Raw genomic sequence first — 16,652 nt, 5'->3', positions numbered from 1 at the left:
GCGACGAGGTCGCGCGTTCTGTGCTGATGGCTGCTTCGGGCCGCTTATCGGCCGATCGCGTAAGCCTGCATCTGACGCGGCGTGGCCGCGCCTCGCATCAAACCGTTGCGGATCGCGACCGCGCAGACCCGGCCGAGCGCCCACGGCTCCGCGACGGTGAGATCGTGGCCGCGCGCGCGCAGTTCGGCGAGCGTGCTGTCCGGAAAGCGCGCCTCGGCGGACATCTTGCCGAGCTGCATCGCGCGCGGATAGAACGAGCCGGGGAAGTGCGCGGTCTGGAACGACGGCGCGTCGGCGGCTGCCTGGAAGTTCATCCCGCCATGCACGTGCTTGAGGAACAGTTGCAGCGACCACTGATCCTGCTGGTCGCCACCCGGCGTGCCGAAGGCTGCGTACGGCTTGCCGTCGCGCGTGACGAGGGTCGGCGATAGCGTGGTGCGCGGGCGGCGGCCCGGGCCGAGTGATGAAGGCAGGCCTTCTTCCATCCAGAACATCTGCGCGCGAGTAGTCACGTTGAAGCCGAGACCCGGCACCGCCGGCGATGCCTGCAGCCAGCCGCCCGACGGCGTAGCCGAAACCATGTTGCCCCAGCGGTCGACCACGTCGAGATGCACGGTGTCGCCGCGCAATTCGGGCAGTGGAGCGAAGGTCGGCTCACCCTGACCGAAGCCGCCGGCCTGCTCGCGCCCGGCGTTCGCGACGATGCGCGCGGCGCGTTGCTCGCTGTCGCCGAGCAGCCCGGGGCGGAATTCGAACGACGCGCGGCGCGGATCGATGAGGCGACGCCGCTCGTCGTTGTATGCGTCGCTGAGCAGCACGTCCATCGGCACATGGGAAAACGCCGGGTCGCCGTAGAACACTTCGCGGTCGGCGAATGCGAGCTTCGAGCACTCGATCACCGTGTGCACGAAATCGGGTCCGAGGGGGTCCATCGCGCTGAGATCGAAGCCCTTCAGCAGCGCGAGCTGCTGCAGGAACATCGGGCCCTGGCCCCACGGGCCGGTTTTGTGCACGCGCATGCCGGCGTAATCGTACGACACCGGGTCTTCGTAGGTCGGCTCCCAGCGCGCGAGATCGCCCGCATCGAGCAGGCCGCTGTTGCGCAGGCCCGAGGTGTCGAGCACGGCGCTCGAACGGAAGTACTGGTCGATCGCGTCGGCGACGAAGCCGCGATAGAAGGCATCGCGCGCGCGTTCGCACTGCTCGGCGCGGTCGCTGCGTGTGTTCGCCTCGCGCAGGATGCGCTTGTAGGTTTCGGCGATCGCGGGATTCGCGAACAACTGGTTCGGCATCGGCGCCTCGCCGTTGCGCAGCCATTGCTCGGCGGAGGTCGTCCATTCGGTGCGAAAGAACTCCTGAATCGCGAGAATCGACGATGCCATGCGCGGCAGCACCGGATAGCCGCTTTCCGCGTAGCCGATCGCATAGCTCAGCACGTCTTCGAGCGGCAACTGGCCATAGTCGCGCAGCAGCGCCATCCACGCGCCGAACGCGCCCGGCACGACCGCGGGCAGCAGGCCCGTGCCCGGCACCACGTCGAGCCCCATCTTGCGCATCCGCTCGATGGTCATACGCGCGGGCGTCACGCCCTGTCCGCACAGCACGCGCACGCGTTCTTCGCGCGCACTGTAGAACACCACCGGCAGTTCGCCACCCGGACCGTTCAGATGCGGCTCGACGATCTGCAGGACGAAGCCGGCGGCAGCGGCGGCGTCGAACGCATTGCCGCCTTTTTCGAGGACCGCCATCGCCGATGCGCTCGCGAGCCAGTGCGTCGAGGCCACCATGCCGAAGGTGCCGATCAGTTCTGGACGGGTTGTAAACGACATGCGCGGCTCCTTGGTGACGACGGCTCCGAACGATCAAACCAATGTTTAATGGTTCGACTGGAGAAAATGAAAGCGTAAGTCTAACGAAGCTGGGTTGCACCCGGTGTTAACCCGCGAGTTGCGAGCCAGTATAGCGAATCAAAAATCGCCGGGTGCTGCCGTGTCAAGTCGCTGCGATTCTGGTATCGTTGAGACCAATACAAATTGGTTCAGGGAATGACATGGAAAAACCGGTACTGGGTGTACTGCTCGACTACATCGCCGAACATCAGTTGAAGGACGGTGACGCGCTGCCGCCCGAACGAAAGCTCGCCGAAGAACTGGACGTGAGCCGCCGCGAGTTGCGCGCGGCGCTCGCTTCACTCGAGGCGTCGGGGCGCGTTTGGCGCGGTGTCGGCCGCGGCACCTATCTGGGCGCGCGGCCGCTGAAGTTTGCGCCGACGCTGCGCGGCTTGCGCGCCGGTACAAGTCCCGCGGATATCGCGGAAATGCGGCTGTTGTTCGAGCCGGCGCTGGCCGCGCTGGCCGCTACGAAAGCGAGTGGCGACGATCTGCAGGAACTGGAGAAATGCGCACGCAAAAATGCCGCCGCGAAAAACGACGAAGAGTGGCAGCAATGGGATCATCGCTTTCATTTGCTGATCGGACATGCCACGCGCAATCCCGCGTTGATCGCTTTGATGGAGGTGATCAACGGCATGCGGGTGAAGCCGGAGGTTCGCGAGAAAACGTCCGCGCAGGAGACGCGGCAGTTTTTCGCACAACAGCATCAGGTGATCGTCAATGCGCTGAAAGCGCGCGATGCGGACGCGGCCGCGCAATGCATGCGCGAGCATCTGCTGAGTGTGCAATGGCGTGCATCGGCGAAGACCGATGCAGCGGCGGCGCGGCGTGCGTGAGGTTGCCGTGGCGCCGCGCACTGGTTAAGCGATGGCGGAGCTTTACTGCGCAAGCTTCCGGTTCAACCGGCGCATGCCGTCGAAGACCGCATCGGCCACGTCCAGCGGAAAATCGGGGGGCAGTCGCGACGAGACGGTATCGATCACCGTCTCCGTTTGCGCGCTCAACTGATCGATCAGCGCATCGACATCGGTGGCGGAAAAGCCCACGCGCTGTCCTTCTGCGACCCAATGCCGGCGCTGGATCTGATTGAGCAGGTAGTGGACGTTCTTGCCGCGAACCGCCATCGCCAGTTTCACTTTTTGCGCCGCGAGACGTCCCGCACCGCTGCCGATGATCGGATGCGCGGACAGCACGTCGTAGAGCGGCGTGGCTTCGTAGCGATTGCGGGGCAGATGCGCGATGCTGAAGTTCTTCGCGTGGCCATCGGTCGCGGCGAGCAGCCAGAAAACCAACTGCGTCGCGAAGAAGTTGCGGCGGTCCGTCGTCGCGCGGGCGGAGCCCGCGAGTATCTCCATGATCGCCTCGATGCCCGGTCCGCCGTCGGACTCGTACTTGTGCAGCGCCGACGTACCAGTGGCCTGGCACATGTCCTCCTGCGGCAAACGCACGATCCACGTGGCGTCGCTCGACAAACGGCGATCGAAGCGCTCGACGATCAATACCTTCTGTTCGTCGAATCGCGCGATTTCGCAACGCGCGACCGGGAGGCCGTAGGCCGCGACGATCCGCGAGCACAGCCATTCGTTTTCCACCGACGTGCGCATATCGGCGCGCATGTTGCCGACGAGCCCGAGCGGCAGCTTGAAGATGTGCGTGGTCGGCGTGCTGCCTTCGGGCAGCAACCAGCGGTTGTGATGACGGAGCAGCGCGGTTTTTTCCTGCGCACCGGCGATCGACAGACGCAGGTCTTCGAGCGGATCGTGCTGCCCGAGCGGCGCCGCCGTCGTCGTGCCGCGCAGCAGCGCCGCGATGTCGCTGTCGCTGAGTTCGCGGCCGTGGATGCTCGTCAGGTCGCTCGGCTCTTCGTCCGGCGGCAGCAGTTGCAGAGCGCCGACGCAGTCGCGTCCGAGCGTGGTGAGCAACGCAAACGGCGCGGTGCTGCCGGTCCGGTAGCGCGCGGCGATGCGGCGCCGGATCGGTTCACTGTCGGGCAGCAGATTGTCGAAATAGTCGGCGACGATCTGGCCGCGATACGGCTGATTGCCTGGTGTGAACGGCAGCGACAGCGATAGCGGGCGTCCTTGCGGATCGTCAATCCATTCGTCGGCATAGGTCAGACGTTCGGCGCTGCGTGCCGTTTCCCAGGCGCCGACCCGCAGGCCGTTCATCCATAGGTTCAGACGGTTCGGTGTGCTGCGCGCCATGCTTACCAGTCCTCCCGTTTCTTGCTCGTGCTGGCCGCTTTGGTTGCCTTGGCGGGCTTGACCGCTTTGGGCTTTTGGGCGGTGCTGGCGGATTTGGCCGCTTTGGCGTTGGTGCCCGATGCCTGGGCTGCGGCGCGGTCGCTGGCCTCGCCGGGCGATGTCGTCGCCGCGCGCTGTGCCGCAGCCTGCGCGCGCGTGGCGCGTATGGCGTTGCCTTTTGCTGCGGCCGGCGGCGCGTCTTCCACGGCCACGCTTTGCGTCGATCCGCTCGGCGTGAGCTTCAGATCGACCTGCAAGACCCGTAACACCCTGAAGAGCCGTTCGACGCTGACGGCCGAGGGATTCGCTTCGAGTTGCGCGTAGGTCTGTTGGGTGACGCCGAGATGGGCGGCCATCGCGGTTTGAGTGAGCCCGGCGGCCTTCCTGAAGCCCTGCAGGATCGGTCTGAGCTGGCTCAGTGTCTTGATCGCGTAGTCCACGGTGGATCTCCGGTTCGGCTGCGGCGACGTAACAGGTTAAAACCTGTAAATTGCGGATACAGTCTATACCCTGTATTTCGTAAATACAAGCTAAAGACTGTTAATGGTGAGCGCGGAATCATTTGAAACGCTGTCCCCTTCACGCCAGCCATCACGCAACTAACGGTCCACCGCGCACCACCACTCCCTTCGCTGCTACGCAGCCAACCGCCGCAGGCAAGCTCCGCTGGTCACCGATGAAGATGATGGACAAACGCATCAATAGAAAATCGCATGTAATGCCAGAACAAGCGTCTCGAACGTAAATCGACAGATTCACCTCGTTTTCAATTAATGCGATCCAATCAGGAAGACGAACATTCACGAAAGGAAGAAGAAACCGTGTTCGGATTGCGTGGATAGAACACTGAATAGCCATCGATAAAACTCGCTAGCAATATCGCCAGCGCCCAATCGAGCGCAGGATAACCGATGAATGTTGACGCGCATTGCATCGCACTCCTTTCGCTCGTCGAATGAAATTGACACAAATTTCACGCGGCGTGCATCGAGCGGAAATGAGCTTGGAAATTGCAGAAAAGGCTGTAGACTCTATAGCGTGTGTTACGCGGCGATGCCAACGCGATTCCAATCGTTGCGCGCACACCGCATGTGTGCAAATCACTCCAATCCGTCACGAGATTTTCTGCCATCAAGGTGTCTATTCGCTGATACGACTCAACGCTAATAGAACCTGAACCGGCGAACCACGCCGACCGATGAACCTGAAAGGAGAATCGACGAGACCCACGGACCACTCTTCCAAATAACGCGATCGACACCGCCGGATGCGGTCGCCGGCCGGCCGCTGGAGAACATAACTTCCCTGGAGTATGTGATGGCAAGCAAACCACAATGGCGAACGCTGTTATCCGTGACTTTTCTGTCGCTGGCAATGATGGGCAACGTCGTGCGTGCGGAAAACATTCCAATCGTCACGGGCCAGCAATGGATGCAGTCGACCGACGAGCAGAAGAAAGCGTATCTGGTGGGTATCTCGAATGTGATCGACATCGAGCGCGCCTATGCCGGCAACACGGCGAACAGCAATGACATCGCGCAGCGCTTCGGCAAGGGCATGCAAGGCCAGACGCTCGACAGCGTGCGTCAAGGCCTCGACAGCTACTACGCGGCCAATCCCACGATGATCCAGCACCCGGTGATCGAGACCCTCTGGTTCCAGATGGTCGTGCCCGGCCTGAAGAAAAATCAATAAGGAGAACGATCATGAAACGACTTGGGTGGATCGTCAGTATTGGCGCGTTGGCCGCGATGATGGGTTGCACGGACATGAGCCCGCGGACGCAGGGAACGATAGGCGGCGCGGCACTCGGCGCGGGCGCCGGTGCGGGCATCGCGGCGATCTCTGGCGGCGACGCGTGGACCGGCGCGATTATCGGCGGCGCGGCGGGCGGCGTGGCCGGCAATATCCGCGGCCGTTAGTCATTGCCAGCGAGCAGGCAAGCCGGGGCGCGTCATGGATTGCATCCCGGCTTTTCGTTATTGACGCGCACGGCCCGATGATGCGGCCTTGATGGGCAGCACATAGGCGTCGGGCGAAGCGAGCTCGGAAGCGTCGCTGAAGGACTCTCCTTGCAATCATTCGCGCCTGGCATATCTTGCCTCTCCAGCATGCCGTGCCAATCATCCGGTCATACACAGTCTTCGTCGATGCCGCGCCGCGCGCGCTCGGACGACAAAGTTTGAACCGCTGATTAAAAGCCCTTAGGATATCCACACCGGAAGCCGTCGCGATGACGGCATGCGCACACCACGCAGAGAGCAGCCTGCGCGCGGTGCAACCTTCATCTCATCAAGAGAACACGAATGCTGCGCACGTCGCTGAAGGTAATAAAGATAAGTGCATGGGTCGTGGTGCTGCTGGCGGTGCTCGCATTGGGACTACGCGCGTGGTATTCGCAGCGCGGGCCAGAGCTGTCGGTATGGCACACTTATGTGCCGCGCGAAATGACCGTCGAAGAAATGAACACCGCCGACTGGAACGCGTACATCAAGGCGGAAAACCGGATTTTCGAAGCCGTGCGCGTCAATGTCGTCGATAAGATCCGGCCGTCCGAGCGCATTGCGGCGAACCGTTATTACGAGGGCTCGCCGATCTTTCCGTGGAATTTCGCCGAAAACTGGAATCGCTCGTACATTCTCGAACCGTCGGGCCCACCCGTCGGTGCGGTCGTGCTGCTGCACGGCATGACGGATGCGCCGTACAGCATGCGGCATATCGCGCGTCGATATCGCGATCGCGGTTTTGTCGCGATCGGCATCCGCTTGCCGGGACATGGCACGGTGCCGGCGGGGCTCACCGACGTGCACTGGAAGGACTGGACCGCGGCCACGCGGCTCGCGGTACGCGAAGCGCGACGTCGCGTGGGGCCGGACAAGCCGATCGAGCTGGTCGGGTTTTCGAACGGCGGCGCGCTCGCGCTGCAATATGCGCTCGACGCGATCGAGAATCCCGCGCTCGCGCGTCCGACGCGCGTCGTGCTGATCTCGCCGATGATCGGCGTTACGCGCTACGCGCGCTTTGCTGGTCTCGCCGGATTGCCCGCGGTGCTGCCGGCCTTCGCGCGCGCCGCGTGGCTCGGCATCGTGCCGGAGTTCAACCCGTTCAAGTACAACTCGTTTCCTGTAAATGGCGCGCGGCAGTCCTATCTCCTCACGAGCGTGATTCAGGAACAGATTGCGCGCCTCGAGCGCGAGAACCGGCTCGATTCGTTGCCGCCTATTCTGACGTTCCAGTCGGTGACGGATTTCACGGTCAGCACGCCGGCGGTGATGTCGTTGCTCTACGACAAGCTGCCTGAGAACGGCAGCGAAGTCGTGCTGTTCGACGTGAACCGCAGCGTGCGTTTCAGGACCTTCCTGCGCAACGCGTCGTACACGGCGCTCTCGCGACTGCTGCGCATCGGTCCGCAGAACTATCGCACGACGGTGATCGCCAACGCGTCGCCGGATTCGGCGCATACCGTCGAGCGCAGCGTTTATGCGGGAGAAGTGCAAAAACGCGTGAAGCCGCTGGACATCGATTATCCACAGGATATTTTCTCGTTGTCGCACGTCGCGATTCCTTTCCCGATCACCGACGCGCTGTACGGCATCGCGCCGGACGATTCGGAGAACTTCAACGAAAACCTCGGCACGCTCGCGCCGCGCGGCGAACGCGGCACGCTGATTCTGACGCTCGATTCGATGTTCCGCATCGCGTCGAATCCGTTCTTCCCGTATCTGCTGCAGCGGATCGACGAAGGCATCGGCAAAATGCCGCCGCCGGTGGTCAAGTCACCGCCGCGCACGCACGAAACGGCGGGCGGTCCACCCGACGATTTCGCGGCAGACCTGAACGCGCTCGAGGAGGCCGGCTCGGACGAGCCTTGAGGTGTGGATCGCCATCCGCTTTTCCGCGCGAGGAGCGACGTTACGGCTGATACGACGAATCGACGATCGTCCACAGCGCCGCTTTCGGCTTCAGGTTCGCATCGAACGGCAGCGGCAGGTTGTTGCGCGGCACCGGCGCCGACGTCAGCCACGTGTGCTTGTCCGAGTAGCCCCAGAACGTCACCGCCTTGATGCTTGGCTCCTGCTCGAATAGGGCGAACACCGCGCGATAACGCTCGGCCTGCGCACGCATGATGTCGTTCGGAACCGGATGGCCGAGGTCTGGCAGACACGCATGCGGATTGCTCCAGCATTCTCCCGGATCGGCATAGAGGCTCACGTCGAGTTCGGTTACCTGGTTTTCGAGGCCTAGCGCGGCGACATCGTCGAATGCCTGCTTGATATTCGGCAGTGGCGGCCAGTTCACGCTGATGTGCATCTGATGCCCGACACCGTCGATCGGCACCCCCTGCGCTCGCAAGTCGCGGATCACGGCGACCAGCTTTGCGCGCTTGAACGGATCGTCGGTGTTGTACTCGTTGATATAGAGCTTCACGTCCGGGTCCGCCGCGCGCGCCGCGCGGAACGCGATCGCGATGTAGTCCTTGCCGAGAGCGCGATACCACGGACTGTCTTCGCGATAGACCTGATGCGGATCATCGCTGATCACTTCGTTGACCACGTCCCACGCATAAACCTTGCCTCTGAAGTGTGTGACGACGTCGGTTATATATCGATCGAGCCGCTTCCCGACGATGTCGCGATAGTGCGGATCTTTCGGATCGCCGGCGAAGAACCAGTCCGGCGCCTCGGTCCAACCGCCGGCCTTGAAGTGCCACACGAGCGTATGGCCGCGCACTGCAATGCCGTGCGCCCGAGCGAACGCGACGATCCTGTCGGCCGGCTCGAAGTTGTACTTGCCTTCCGCGACGCCGATCGTGCCCGGCTTCATCTTGTTCTCGGCGGTCAGGCTCGAGAACTGAGCGGCGATCAGCGTCGCGTCGGCGGGGCTGTCGATCGAATCAGGTTCGATCGCCGCGCCGACCTTGAAGTGCGCGGCCATCACACTGCGCAGAGGCGGCAGCGTTTCGGCGGGCGCCGCGGCGAGCGGCGGGCCGTCATGAGCGACGGCCGCCCGGTCGAGCGCGCAGCTTGCGGTCCATGTGAGCGTACAAATGGTGGCGGCTGCGCAGAGCATGCGCATCGAGGTCCTTAGAGGACGCACTCCTGGTCTCCTGTGAGGAAATGCTGGTTCGGCTGCTTTTCTAACTACTTGTAACGTTATCGGTAACAGTGACGATGTTAAGCAGCGTGCCGCATCCCCGCTATGAGGGATTTACCCGACAGATCAACGAGATGACGAATGATGGATGAGCGTCGAGTCGACCGGTTTGACCCGGCGCGGGATGAAAGCGCTTTCAGGTAGGGGTGCACAAACGGGCCGCGCGGCTGACCGTGCGAAAACAGGGCGCCAGTCATCCAATCCAACTGGCGGAACAGGAAAACCGAATCCCTTCAACGCGCGGGGTCTGCTTCAATCGTCGTCCGCGCACCGCGATTCAGTTCGATCTCAATGCCCGTTCAACGAGCCACCGTCGGGCGTGAGCCGGTTGTCCACCGAGGTGACACCGGGCACCGACATCGCAGCCCGTTCGGCACGCGCGACATGCTCCCGCTCGGGCACAAATCCGAGCAGCATGATTTGCCCGGAGTGGGCAAAGACAAACACATGTGACATCCCGACGCCGCTGTGCGCCTCCGCAACCCGGACGCTATGAGCGAGTTGTTGGTCGGTGGCTTGCGAATCCTGGGCATAGGCAACCGGCGCGATTGCGCCTGAAACCAGCAACGCGAGCGTAGAAACAAGGGTTGTTTTCACGATACCTCCTTATTAGCACCAAGGTGTGCCGGCAAAATCCGCCGGCAAATCTTCCGGTCCGACTCAATGCGAGGCCTCGGAAGTGCATTGGACAAAACCCCTCTTTCACTGCTTGCGTCGCGGTTATCGCGATTGCGCGTCGAGGTTTGGCCAGTTGGGGGCGTTGGGCGGTCAAGCCGTCGCCCGCAGAAAAGTTCGCAAGGGCAGCGCGTTCGAGCGGGACGCCGCAGGCGCGGCGTGGCGGGGAACAGCGAGAGCCGAGGGATGGGAGCTGGTTGGAGCGTTCGTGACGGAGCGCGAGAGCCAGACGGATGCGCTGACAATCCCGCACTCAGCCTGCAATGCGGCTGAGCCCGGCTCGTTGCCCGGCATCGTATGCATTGATGATAGTCGGTAATGTCCGCCGCTGCTGACTGCTCCGACGCCGGTTCGTCAAGCGCAAACCGTCAATGCACGTGAGCCGGGTCGTTGCATCTTCGCAACAACAAGCGCGAGATTTTTCTTGCATTTGAGTGCGCTTCCCTTGTTAAGCGAGCGCTGAGCGACGCGCGAGACGGGTTTGCGCATCGTCTCGGTTCGTGAATTCAAACGGAGTTCCGACGCTTGTGACCATCACGTAATGGTCACAAAGCAGGGTGCTACTGCGGGATCGGGCGGCGCGCAACTGTTATCGATAACAGCGTTTTCCCTGAGCCGTTAGTTCGATGCGCGGCGCAAGGTCATCCCTATAATCGCCTCGAAATGTGATGCGGATACGAAGCGAACATTTCGGCAAGAGGGGAAACGTGTGAGAACGCGTGCGTCCTGTGCGGCTTGGAGACGCCAAAATATATATAGGATATCTAAATGAAGAAGAAGCTTATTGCTGTGGCTGTGATGGCAGCCGCGACGACGGTGGCTCATGCGCAGAGCAGCGTCACCCTGTACGGCCGTATCGACAATGGCATCCAGTTTGAAACCGGCCTCCCGGGCGGCCACCAGTGGTCAGCCCAAAGCGGCGATTGGGGTTGCTCGTGGTTTGGCCTCATCGGTTCTGAAGACATCGGCGGCGGCACGAAGACGATCTTCCAGTTGGAGGGTCAGCTCAATACGATGACTGGTGCATCGGCGGGCAATCTGTTCGGCCGTCACGCAACGGTGGGCTTTACGAACGACAGCTGGGGTCTGTTCAAGATCGGTAACCTCGGCGCCGGCGAACTGGCGCAGGACAGCTGGGGCACCGACCCGCAGGTGATGCAGCGCTACGCGATCTCGACCCTGGTGCGCGGCCGTAACTGGACGAGCACCAGCAACGGCGCAGAGTACAACTCGCCGGTGCTGTTCGGCGGCCTCGTGCTGAAGGGCCAGTATTCGCTGACCAACAACACGAGCTGGAACTCGGCGCCGGTCAACGCGGCGGGCGTGCCGACCGGCCAGGGTCGTACGAATGCGGTTGAGGGTATCTACACGTGGGGCTCGGGCGACTTCCGGGTGATCTACGACGAAGTGCGCGGCGCCAACGGCACGTTCAATAACGTGTACTCCGCTTCGCGTTACGTTCTCGCGGGCGGTACGTACGTGCTCGGTCCGGTCAAGCTGTACGCTGGCTACCAGCACCTGAGCGCGCCTGACGCAACCAACGCGAGCGTGGGCGTGACCAATGCGTCGCAGCCGCTCGGCGTCAGCGCGCCGACCAGTGTGAACCACGAATGGTTCGGGGCCGCATGGCAGGTCACGGCGCCCACGCTGTTGACGGCCGCGGTCTACCACGCGAACGCGAACAACGGCAACGGCAACGCGACGCTGTTCACGCTCGCCGGCACGTACGCGCTGTCGAAGCGCACGTTCCTGTACACGGAAGCGGGCTATGTGCACAACAGCTCGACGTCGAACCTGAACCTCGGCAACGGGCCGTACGGCAACAACAACTTCAATCCGGTGACGGGCACGTCGTCGAACAGCAACCCGAACTATGGTCAAAGCCAGACTGGTGTCTTCGCCGGGATCATGCATTCGTTCTGAGTTGAGGTTGCCTGATCAGCAATCGTAGTGATCTCTTTGTTTCAAGGACTGTTTCTTTCTCTTTCATAGAGAGGCCGGTGCGACGCCTCCTCCACCCTCGTCGCACCGGCTGCTTTTTCGATTTCATCATCGGACGGACCGCGTTTCTTCGTATCTGAAAGCGCTTTCATCACAGGATTCAGGCAGAACTCATGACCGACGACGGCTCAAACGACAACCCCGGCGCGCCCAAGGTACCCAACGTACCCGTTGCGCCCAACGTGACGCTCGAGGCCATCGCGCGCGCGGCCGGCGTTTCTCCGAGCACCGTATCGCGGATCCTGAACGGTTCTGCGCGCGTGCTTCCCGCCAAGCAGCAGGCGGTGGAGGAGGCAATCGCGCGTTTCAACTATCGGCCGAACGTGCTCGCGCGCAGTCTCGCGAGCGGCCGGACCGAAACGATCGGCGTGTTGACACAGGCCGTATCGAGCCCGTTTTACGCCGAGTGGCTGCGCGGTATCGAAGAGTCGCTTTCCGAGCCGGGCTTTACGCCGATCTTCGTGAGCAGCCGCTGGAACATCGCCGACGAAAAGGCGCGCCTCGAACAGTTCATCGCGCGGCGCGTCGACGGAATCATCCTGCTGCACGCGCAACTCGATGAGTCGACTTTGACCGACTACTCGCGGCACGCACCGATGCTCGTATTGGGCCGCTCGGTGCACAACAGCGCAACGCTCGCGGGCCTGCCGATCGACAACATGCAGGGCGCGCGCGACGCGACCCATCATCTGATCGAGCAAGGCCATCGCGAGATCGCGTTCATCGCCGGTCCGGCCAGTCACGAGGATGCGATCGAGCGCCTCGTCGGCTACCGGACCGCACTCGAGGAAGCGGGCATCGGCTTCGATGCCGACCTCGTCGAGCAGGGCGATTACCTCGAAACGGGTGGCGTCGCCGCGATGGAGCGCCTAATGGCGCGCCATCCATCGTTCAGCGCGGTGTTCTGCGCAAACGATCAGACCGCGTACGGCGCGCGCCTCGCGATGTTCCGCCGCGGCGTGCGGGTGCCGGACGACGTGTCGCTGGTCGGCTTCGACGACCTGCCGACTTCGTCGTACATGACGCCGCCTTTGACGACGGTTCGCCAGCCGACTTATGAAATCGGCCGACTCGCCGCGCAGGGCATCGTGCAAATGATCCGCAAGCAGTCGATCGCACTCAGCCCGATCCCGCTCACGCTCGTGACGCGTGAAACCACGCGGCGAATCACCCCGCCGGGAGAGCGGGGGGATACGCATGGGTAGCGGTTTTTTGTGCCTCGGCGTGAAAGCGCTTTCAGGTATCCAGTCAAGCAGAGATTCAGCAGCACATTCGGCACCAAGCAAAGCAGCACCAAGCAAAGCAGCAACAAAGACAACAGGGGAAGTAGGTCGCAGCAACCGGGTATTCATCAAATGCAGTTCAAACAGGTTTTTTTAGGAGACGAGTAATGAAATTCCGCTTTTCAGGCTCTGCCGCCGCCGTTCTGCTCAGCCTGGCCGCAGCCGGCGCGCACGCCAACACCACGTTGAACGTCGCGGTCTTTCCGAAGCTGGATCAGGAAATCAAGGACGCGCTGCCGGAGTGGAAGAAGCTGCATCCGGACGTCGACGTCAAGGTGTCGTCGCTCCAGATCGCCGATCACCACAACGCGATGACCACCGCTCTCGCGACAAGCTCGAATCTGCCCGACGTGATGGCGGTCGAGGTCGGCTTCATCGGCCGCTTTGCGGCGGGTGGCGGTCTCGAAGATCTGTCGAAGGCGCCGTATAGCGCGGGCCAGTACAAGAGCCAGTTCATCAACTACACGTTCGCGCAGGCGACCACGCAGGACGGCTCGATCGTCGGCATGCCGGCCGATATCGGTCCGGGCACGCTGTTCTATCGCAAGGACATTCTCGACAAGGCGGGCGTGACCGAAGCCGATCTGACGAAGTCGTGGGACTCGTATCTGGCGTCCGGCGTGAAGATCAAGAAGGCGACGGGTGCGTACCTGATGGCATCGTCGCGTGATATCGAGGACATCTACATTCGCGCCGACCTGAAGGAAGGCGACGGCGTGTACTTCGACAAGGCCGGCAATCCTATCGTCACCTCACCCCGTTTCGTGAAGGCGTTCGAACTCGCGAAGAAAGCGCGCGAGCTCGGTCTCGACGCGAAGATCACGCCGTGGTCGAACGAATGGGCCGAGAGCTTCAAGCGCGGCACCGTCGCGACGCAAATGATGGGCGCATGGCTCGGCGGCCACCTGTCGTCGTGGATCGCACCTGACACGAAGGGCCTGTGGCGCGCGGCCAATCTGCCGAATAACGCGTACGCATCGTTCGGTGGCACGTTCTGGTCGATTCCGGTGAAAGCGACGCAAAAGCCGATGTCGTGGGAATTCATCAAGTTCCTGACGACCCGCAAGGAAACGCAGCTCGCCTCGTTCCGTTCGATCGACGCATTCCCGTCGCTGCTCTCCGCGCAGACCGATTCGTTCTTCGCCGAGCCGGTCGCGTTCCTCGGCGACGAGAAGGCGCGTTTGATCTGGCGTGATGCGGCATCGCACATCCCGGCGATCCAGCGCAGCAAGTTCGACCAGGTCGCCGAGGAAGCGGTGCACTCGGCGCTCGACAAGGTCGTCGACGATGGCGCAGACGTGCATACCGCGCTGCAGGAAGCGCAGGACCAGATCGCCCATCGGGTCCGCCGTTAAGCGGTATAGATGCAAGGTCGCGGCACGCTGCGTGCCGCGGCCGAAGTGTCTCGCAGTGCGCTGCAAGTCTGCTGCAAACAGCGTGGCCGGTCATCGACCCATCCCACGCCCGACTGGACGGAACTATTGATGAACACTCCGCTGCCCACGACCGAAGAGGTCGCCCGCGATGCACGCGTGAGCGATGTGCTGAGCTCGCCCACGCCGTTCGCCGCGCCGCGCAAAACTTCGCGGCTCGATCCGGTGAAGGTCGCACCCTACCTGTTTCTCGGCCCGTTTTTCCTGCTGTTCGCGCTGTTCATGGCGTTCCCGCTGCTGTTTTCGCTGTACCTGTCGTTCCAGAGCTGGGACGCGACGGCAGGACTCGCGAGCATGAAGTGGGTGGGTCTGTCGAACTTCACGTTCACGCTGACCGACCCGTGGTACTGGAAGTCGCTGTACAACACCGCGTCGATGGCGGTCATGTCCGGCGTGCCGCAGCATCTGGTGGCGCTGCCGCTGGCGTTCTTTCTGCAAACCGCGTTTCGCCGCTGGCGCAACCTGATGGTCGGCCTGTACTTCCTGCCGTTCATCACGTCGAGCGTTGCGATCGCACTGATCTTCTCGTCGCTGTATTCGACCGACTTCGGCATGATCAATCTCGCGATCGCCGAGCTCGGCAAGCTGCCCGGCCTGCACTGGATCGTACCCGCGCATCCGATCGAGTGGCTATATAACCCGAAGAACGTCAAGCCGGCGGTGTCGGTGGTGATCTTCTGGCGCTATGTCGGCTGGAACACGGTGCTGTATCTGTCGGCGCTGCAAACCATTCCGAAAGACCTGTACGAGGCCGCACGCATCGACGGCGCGAACGGCTGGCAACAGTTCACCCGCATCACGATTCCGCTGATCAAGCCGATGATTTTCTTCGCGGTCACGCTGTCGATCATCGGCGGGCTGCAACTGTTCGAAGAGCCGTTCATCTTGCTGCCGAACGAAGGCATGGGTACCAGCCAGTCCGGCCTGACGACGGCCGTCTATATGTATCGCACCGCATTCCATGACGGTGATTTCGGCACCGCGAGTTCGATCGCATGGCTGCTGTTCATCTCGATCGGTGCGTTGATGTGGTTGAACACGCGGATCTTTCACCGCAGCGGCATGAACGAGGAGACACAGCGATGAAATCGTCGAACAACAAGGGCCGCTATATCGGCTATGCGATCGTGGTGGCCGGCGGGCTGCTGATGTTCTCGCCGTTCTACTTCATGTTCGTGTTCGCGACGCACACCAGCTCGGAGATTTTCTCGATGCCGCCCCCGCTGTGGTTCGGCAGCGCGTTTCTCGACAACATGGCCTCGCTGATGCGGCACATTCCGTTCTGGCGCAATCTCGGCTGGAGCTTGTATACGGCCGCGATGCAAACCGTGCTGACGCTGCTGGTCACGTCGATGGCCGGCTACGCGTTCGCGATGTACGAGTTCCGCTTCAAGAAGACGCTGTTCGCGATCGCGCTGACCGCGATGCTGGTGCCGCCGTTCCTCAGCATGATTCCGACCTTCATGACGATGAACCTGCTCGGCTGGATCGATCAGCCGCGCGCGCTGTATGTGCCAGGCGCGGCCGCCGCGCTCGGCGTGTTCCTGATGCGCCAGTACGTCGCATCGGCGATCCCATCCGAGCTGATCGAGGCGGCGCGCATCGATGGCTGCGGTGAATTCCGCATCTACTGGAGCATCGTGATGCCGCTGCTGGGACCGGCGCTAGGCACGCTCGGGCTGATCAGCTTCATTCAGGCATGGAACAACTTTCTGTCGGCGCTGGTCGTGCTGCGTTCGCCGTCGATGTACACGCTGCCGCTCGCGCTGCGCATTCTGCAAAGCCCGACCAATTCGGATTGGGGCGCGGTGATGGCGGGTTCCGCGGTCGCGGTGCTGCCGTTGCTCGTGCTGTTTGCGTTCACCTCGCGGCGTTTGATCGACGGTCTGACGACCGGCGCGGTCAAGGCCTGAGATTTTTCCTTTCATCTTCACGCCCTGGCGGGCATGACCATTCGGGACAACAACATTT

14 protein-coding genes are annotated in these 16,652 nt (G+C 62.4%); 9 read left to right on the top strand and 5 right to left on the bottom strand.

Annotation, left to right across the window (positions count from 1 at the left end; genetic code table 11):
* Positions 1–44: 44 nt before the first annotated feature.
* Positions 45–1,829, bottom strand: coding sequence for a gamma-glutamyltransferase family protein (locus AB3X94_RS22900; RefSeq protein ID WP_368612802.1), 1,785 nt, complete (start codon positions 1,827–1,829; stop codon positions 45–47).
* 221 nt (positions 1,830–2,050) lie between these two features.
* On the opposite strand from AB3X94_RS22900, the gene AB3X94_RS22895 reads away from it, so the two are divergent.
* Positions 2,051–2,728 carry a FadR/GntR family transcriptional regulator gene (locus AB3X94_RS22895; protein WP_368612801.1) on the top strand — a complete coding sequence of 226 codons (678 nt, stop codon included), beginning with the start codon at positions 2,051–2,053 and terminating at the stop codon, positions 2,726–2,728.
* Between the two features lie 42 nt (positions 2,729–2,770).
* Here AB3X94_RS22895 and AB3X94_RS22890 read toward each other — a convergent pair whose 3' ends face one another.
* Both AB3X94_RS22890 and AB3X94_RS22885 read right to left on the bottom strand, forming a co-directional pair.
* Positions 2,771–4,096: a type II toxin-antitoxin system HipA family toxin gene (locus AB3X94_RS22890; RefSeq protein WP_368612800.1), complete on the bottom strand. Its 1,326-nt coding sequence runs from the start codon at positions 4,094–4,096 to the stop codon at positions 2,771–2,773.
* A 2-nt stretch (positions 4,097–4,098) separates the two neighbouring features.
* Positions 4,099–4,575 (bottom strand): helix-turn-helix transcriptional regulator, encoded by a 477-nt coding sequence (locus AB3X94_RS22885; protein ID WP_176111571.1) that lies wholly within the window; start codon positions 4,573–4,575, stop codon positions 4,099–4,101.
* 877 nt (positions 4,576–5,452) lie between these two features.
* On the opposite strand from AB3X94_RS22885, the gene AB3X94_RS22880 reads away from it, so the two are divergent.
* The 3 genes from AB3X94_RS22880 to AB3X94_RS22870 all read left to right on the top strand — a co-directional run bounded on the left by AB3X94_RS22880 (position 5,453) and on the right by AB3X94_RS22870 (position 8,007).
* The gene (locus AB3X94_RS22880; protein WP_176111573.1) at positions 5,453–5,830 is read left to right on the top strand and encodes a hypothetical protein; all 378 of its coding nucleotides are present in this window, start codon (positions 5,453–5,455) and stop codon (positions 5,828–5,830) included.
* An 11-nt stretch (positions 5,831–5,841) separates the two neighbouring features.
* Entirely contained in the window at positions 5,842–6,057 is a 216-nt protein-coding gene (locus tag AB3X94_RS22875) for a hypothetical protein (RefSeq protein WP_368612799.1), read from the top strand.
* A gap of 384 nt (positions 6,058–6,441) precedes the next feature.
* Complete coding sequence (locus tag AB3X94_RS22870) at positions 6,442–8,007, top strand: alpha/beta hydrolase (protein WP_368612798.1); 1,566 nt, start codon at positions 6,442–6,444, stop codon at positions 8,005–8,007.
* Positions 8,008–8,047: 40 nt separating this feature from the next.
* Here AB3X94_RS22870 and AB3X94_RS22865 read toward each other — a convergent pair whose 3' ends face one another.
* The gene (locus tag AB3X94_RS22865; RefSeq protein WP_368612797.1) at positions 8,048–9,232 is read right to left on the bottom strand and encodes an endo-1,4-beta-xylanase; all 1,185 of its coding nucleotides are present in this window, start codon (positions 9,230–9,232) and stop codon (positions 8,048–8,050) included.
* A gap of 345 nt (positions 9,233–9,577) precedes the next feature.
* A complete protein-coding gene (locus AB3X94_RS22860; protein WP_368592094.1) occupies positions 9,578–9,886 on the bottom strand; it encodes a BON domain-containing protein in 309 nt (102 codons plus the stop codon).
* An 846-nt stretch (positions 9,887–10,732) separates the two neighbouring features.
* Here AB3X94_RS22860 and AB3X94_RS22855 point away from each other — a divergent pair.
* From AB3X94_RS22855 to AB3X94_RS22835, 5 genes are all read left to right on the top strand, one after another.
* Positions 10,733–11,887 carry a porin gene (locus AB3X94_RS22855; RefSeq protein ID WP_176111578.1) on the top strand — a complete coding sequence of 385 codons (1,155 nt, stop codon included), beginning with the start codon at positions 10,733–10,735 and terminating at the stop codon, positions 11,885–11,887.
* Between the two features lie 191 nt (positions 11,888–12,078).
* Positions 12,079–13,170 (top strand): LacI family DNA-binding transcriptional regulator, encoded by a 1,092-nt coding sequence (locus AB3X94_RS22850; protein ID WP_368612796.1) that lies wholly within the window; start codon positions 12,079–12,081, stop codon positions 13,168–13,170.
* A 185-nt stretch (positions 13,171–13,355) separates the two neighbouring features.
* Entirely contained in the window at positions 13,356–14,603 is a 1,248-nt protein-coding gene (locus tag AB3X94_RS22845) for an ABC transporter substrate-binding protein (protein WP_368612795.1), read from the top strand.
* 129 nt (positions 14,604–14,732) lie between these two features.
* On the top strand, positions 14,733–15,767 hold the full coding sequence (locus AB3X94_RS22840; protein WP_368612794.1) for a carbohydrate ABC transporter permease: 1,035 nt from the start codon (positions 14,733–14,735) through the stop codon (positions 15,765–15,767).
* On the top strand, positions 15,764–16,594 hold the full coding sequence (locus tag AB3X94_RS22835; protein ID WP_368612793.1) for a carbohydrate ABC transporter permease: 831 nt from the start codon (positions 15,764–15,766) through the stop codon (positions 16,592–16,594). The genes AB3X94_RS22840 and AB3X94_RS22835 overlap by 4 nt, the downstream gene beginning before the upstream one ends.
* Positions 16,595–16,652: the final 58 nt, after the last annotated feature.

The organism is Paraburkholderia sp. BR10923 (assembly GCF_040948765.1).
In the GTDB taxonomy this organism is placed as follows: domain Bacteria; phylum Pseudomonadota; class Gammaproteobacteria; order Burkholderiales; family Burkholderiaceae; genus Paraburkholderia; species Paraburkholderia youngii.
This window is presented reverse-complemented; position numbering and strand designations above follow the sequence as displayed.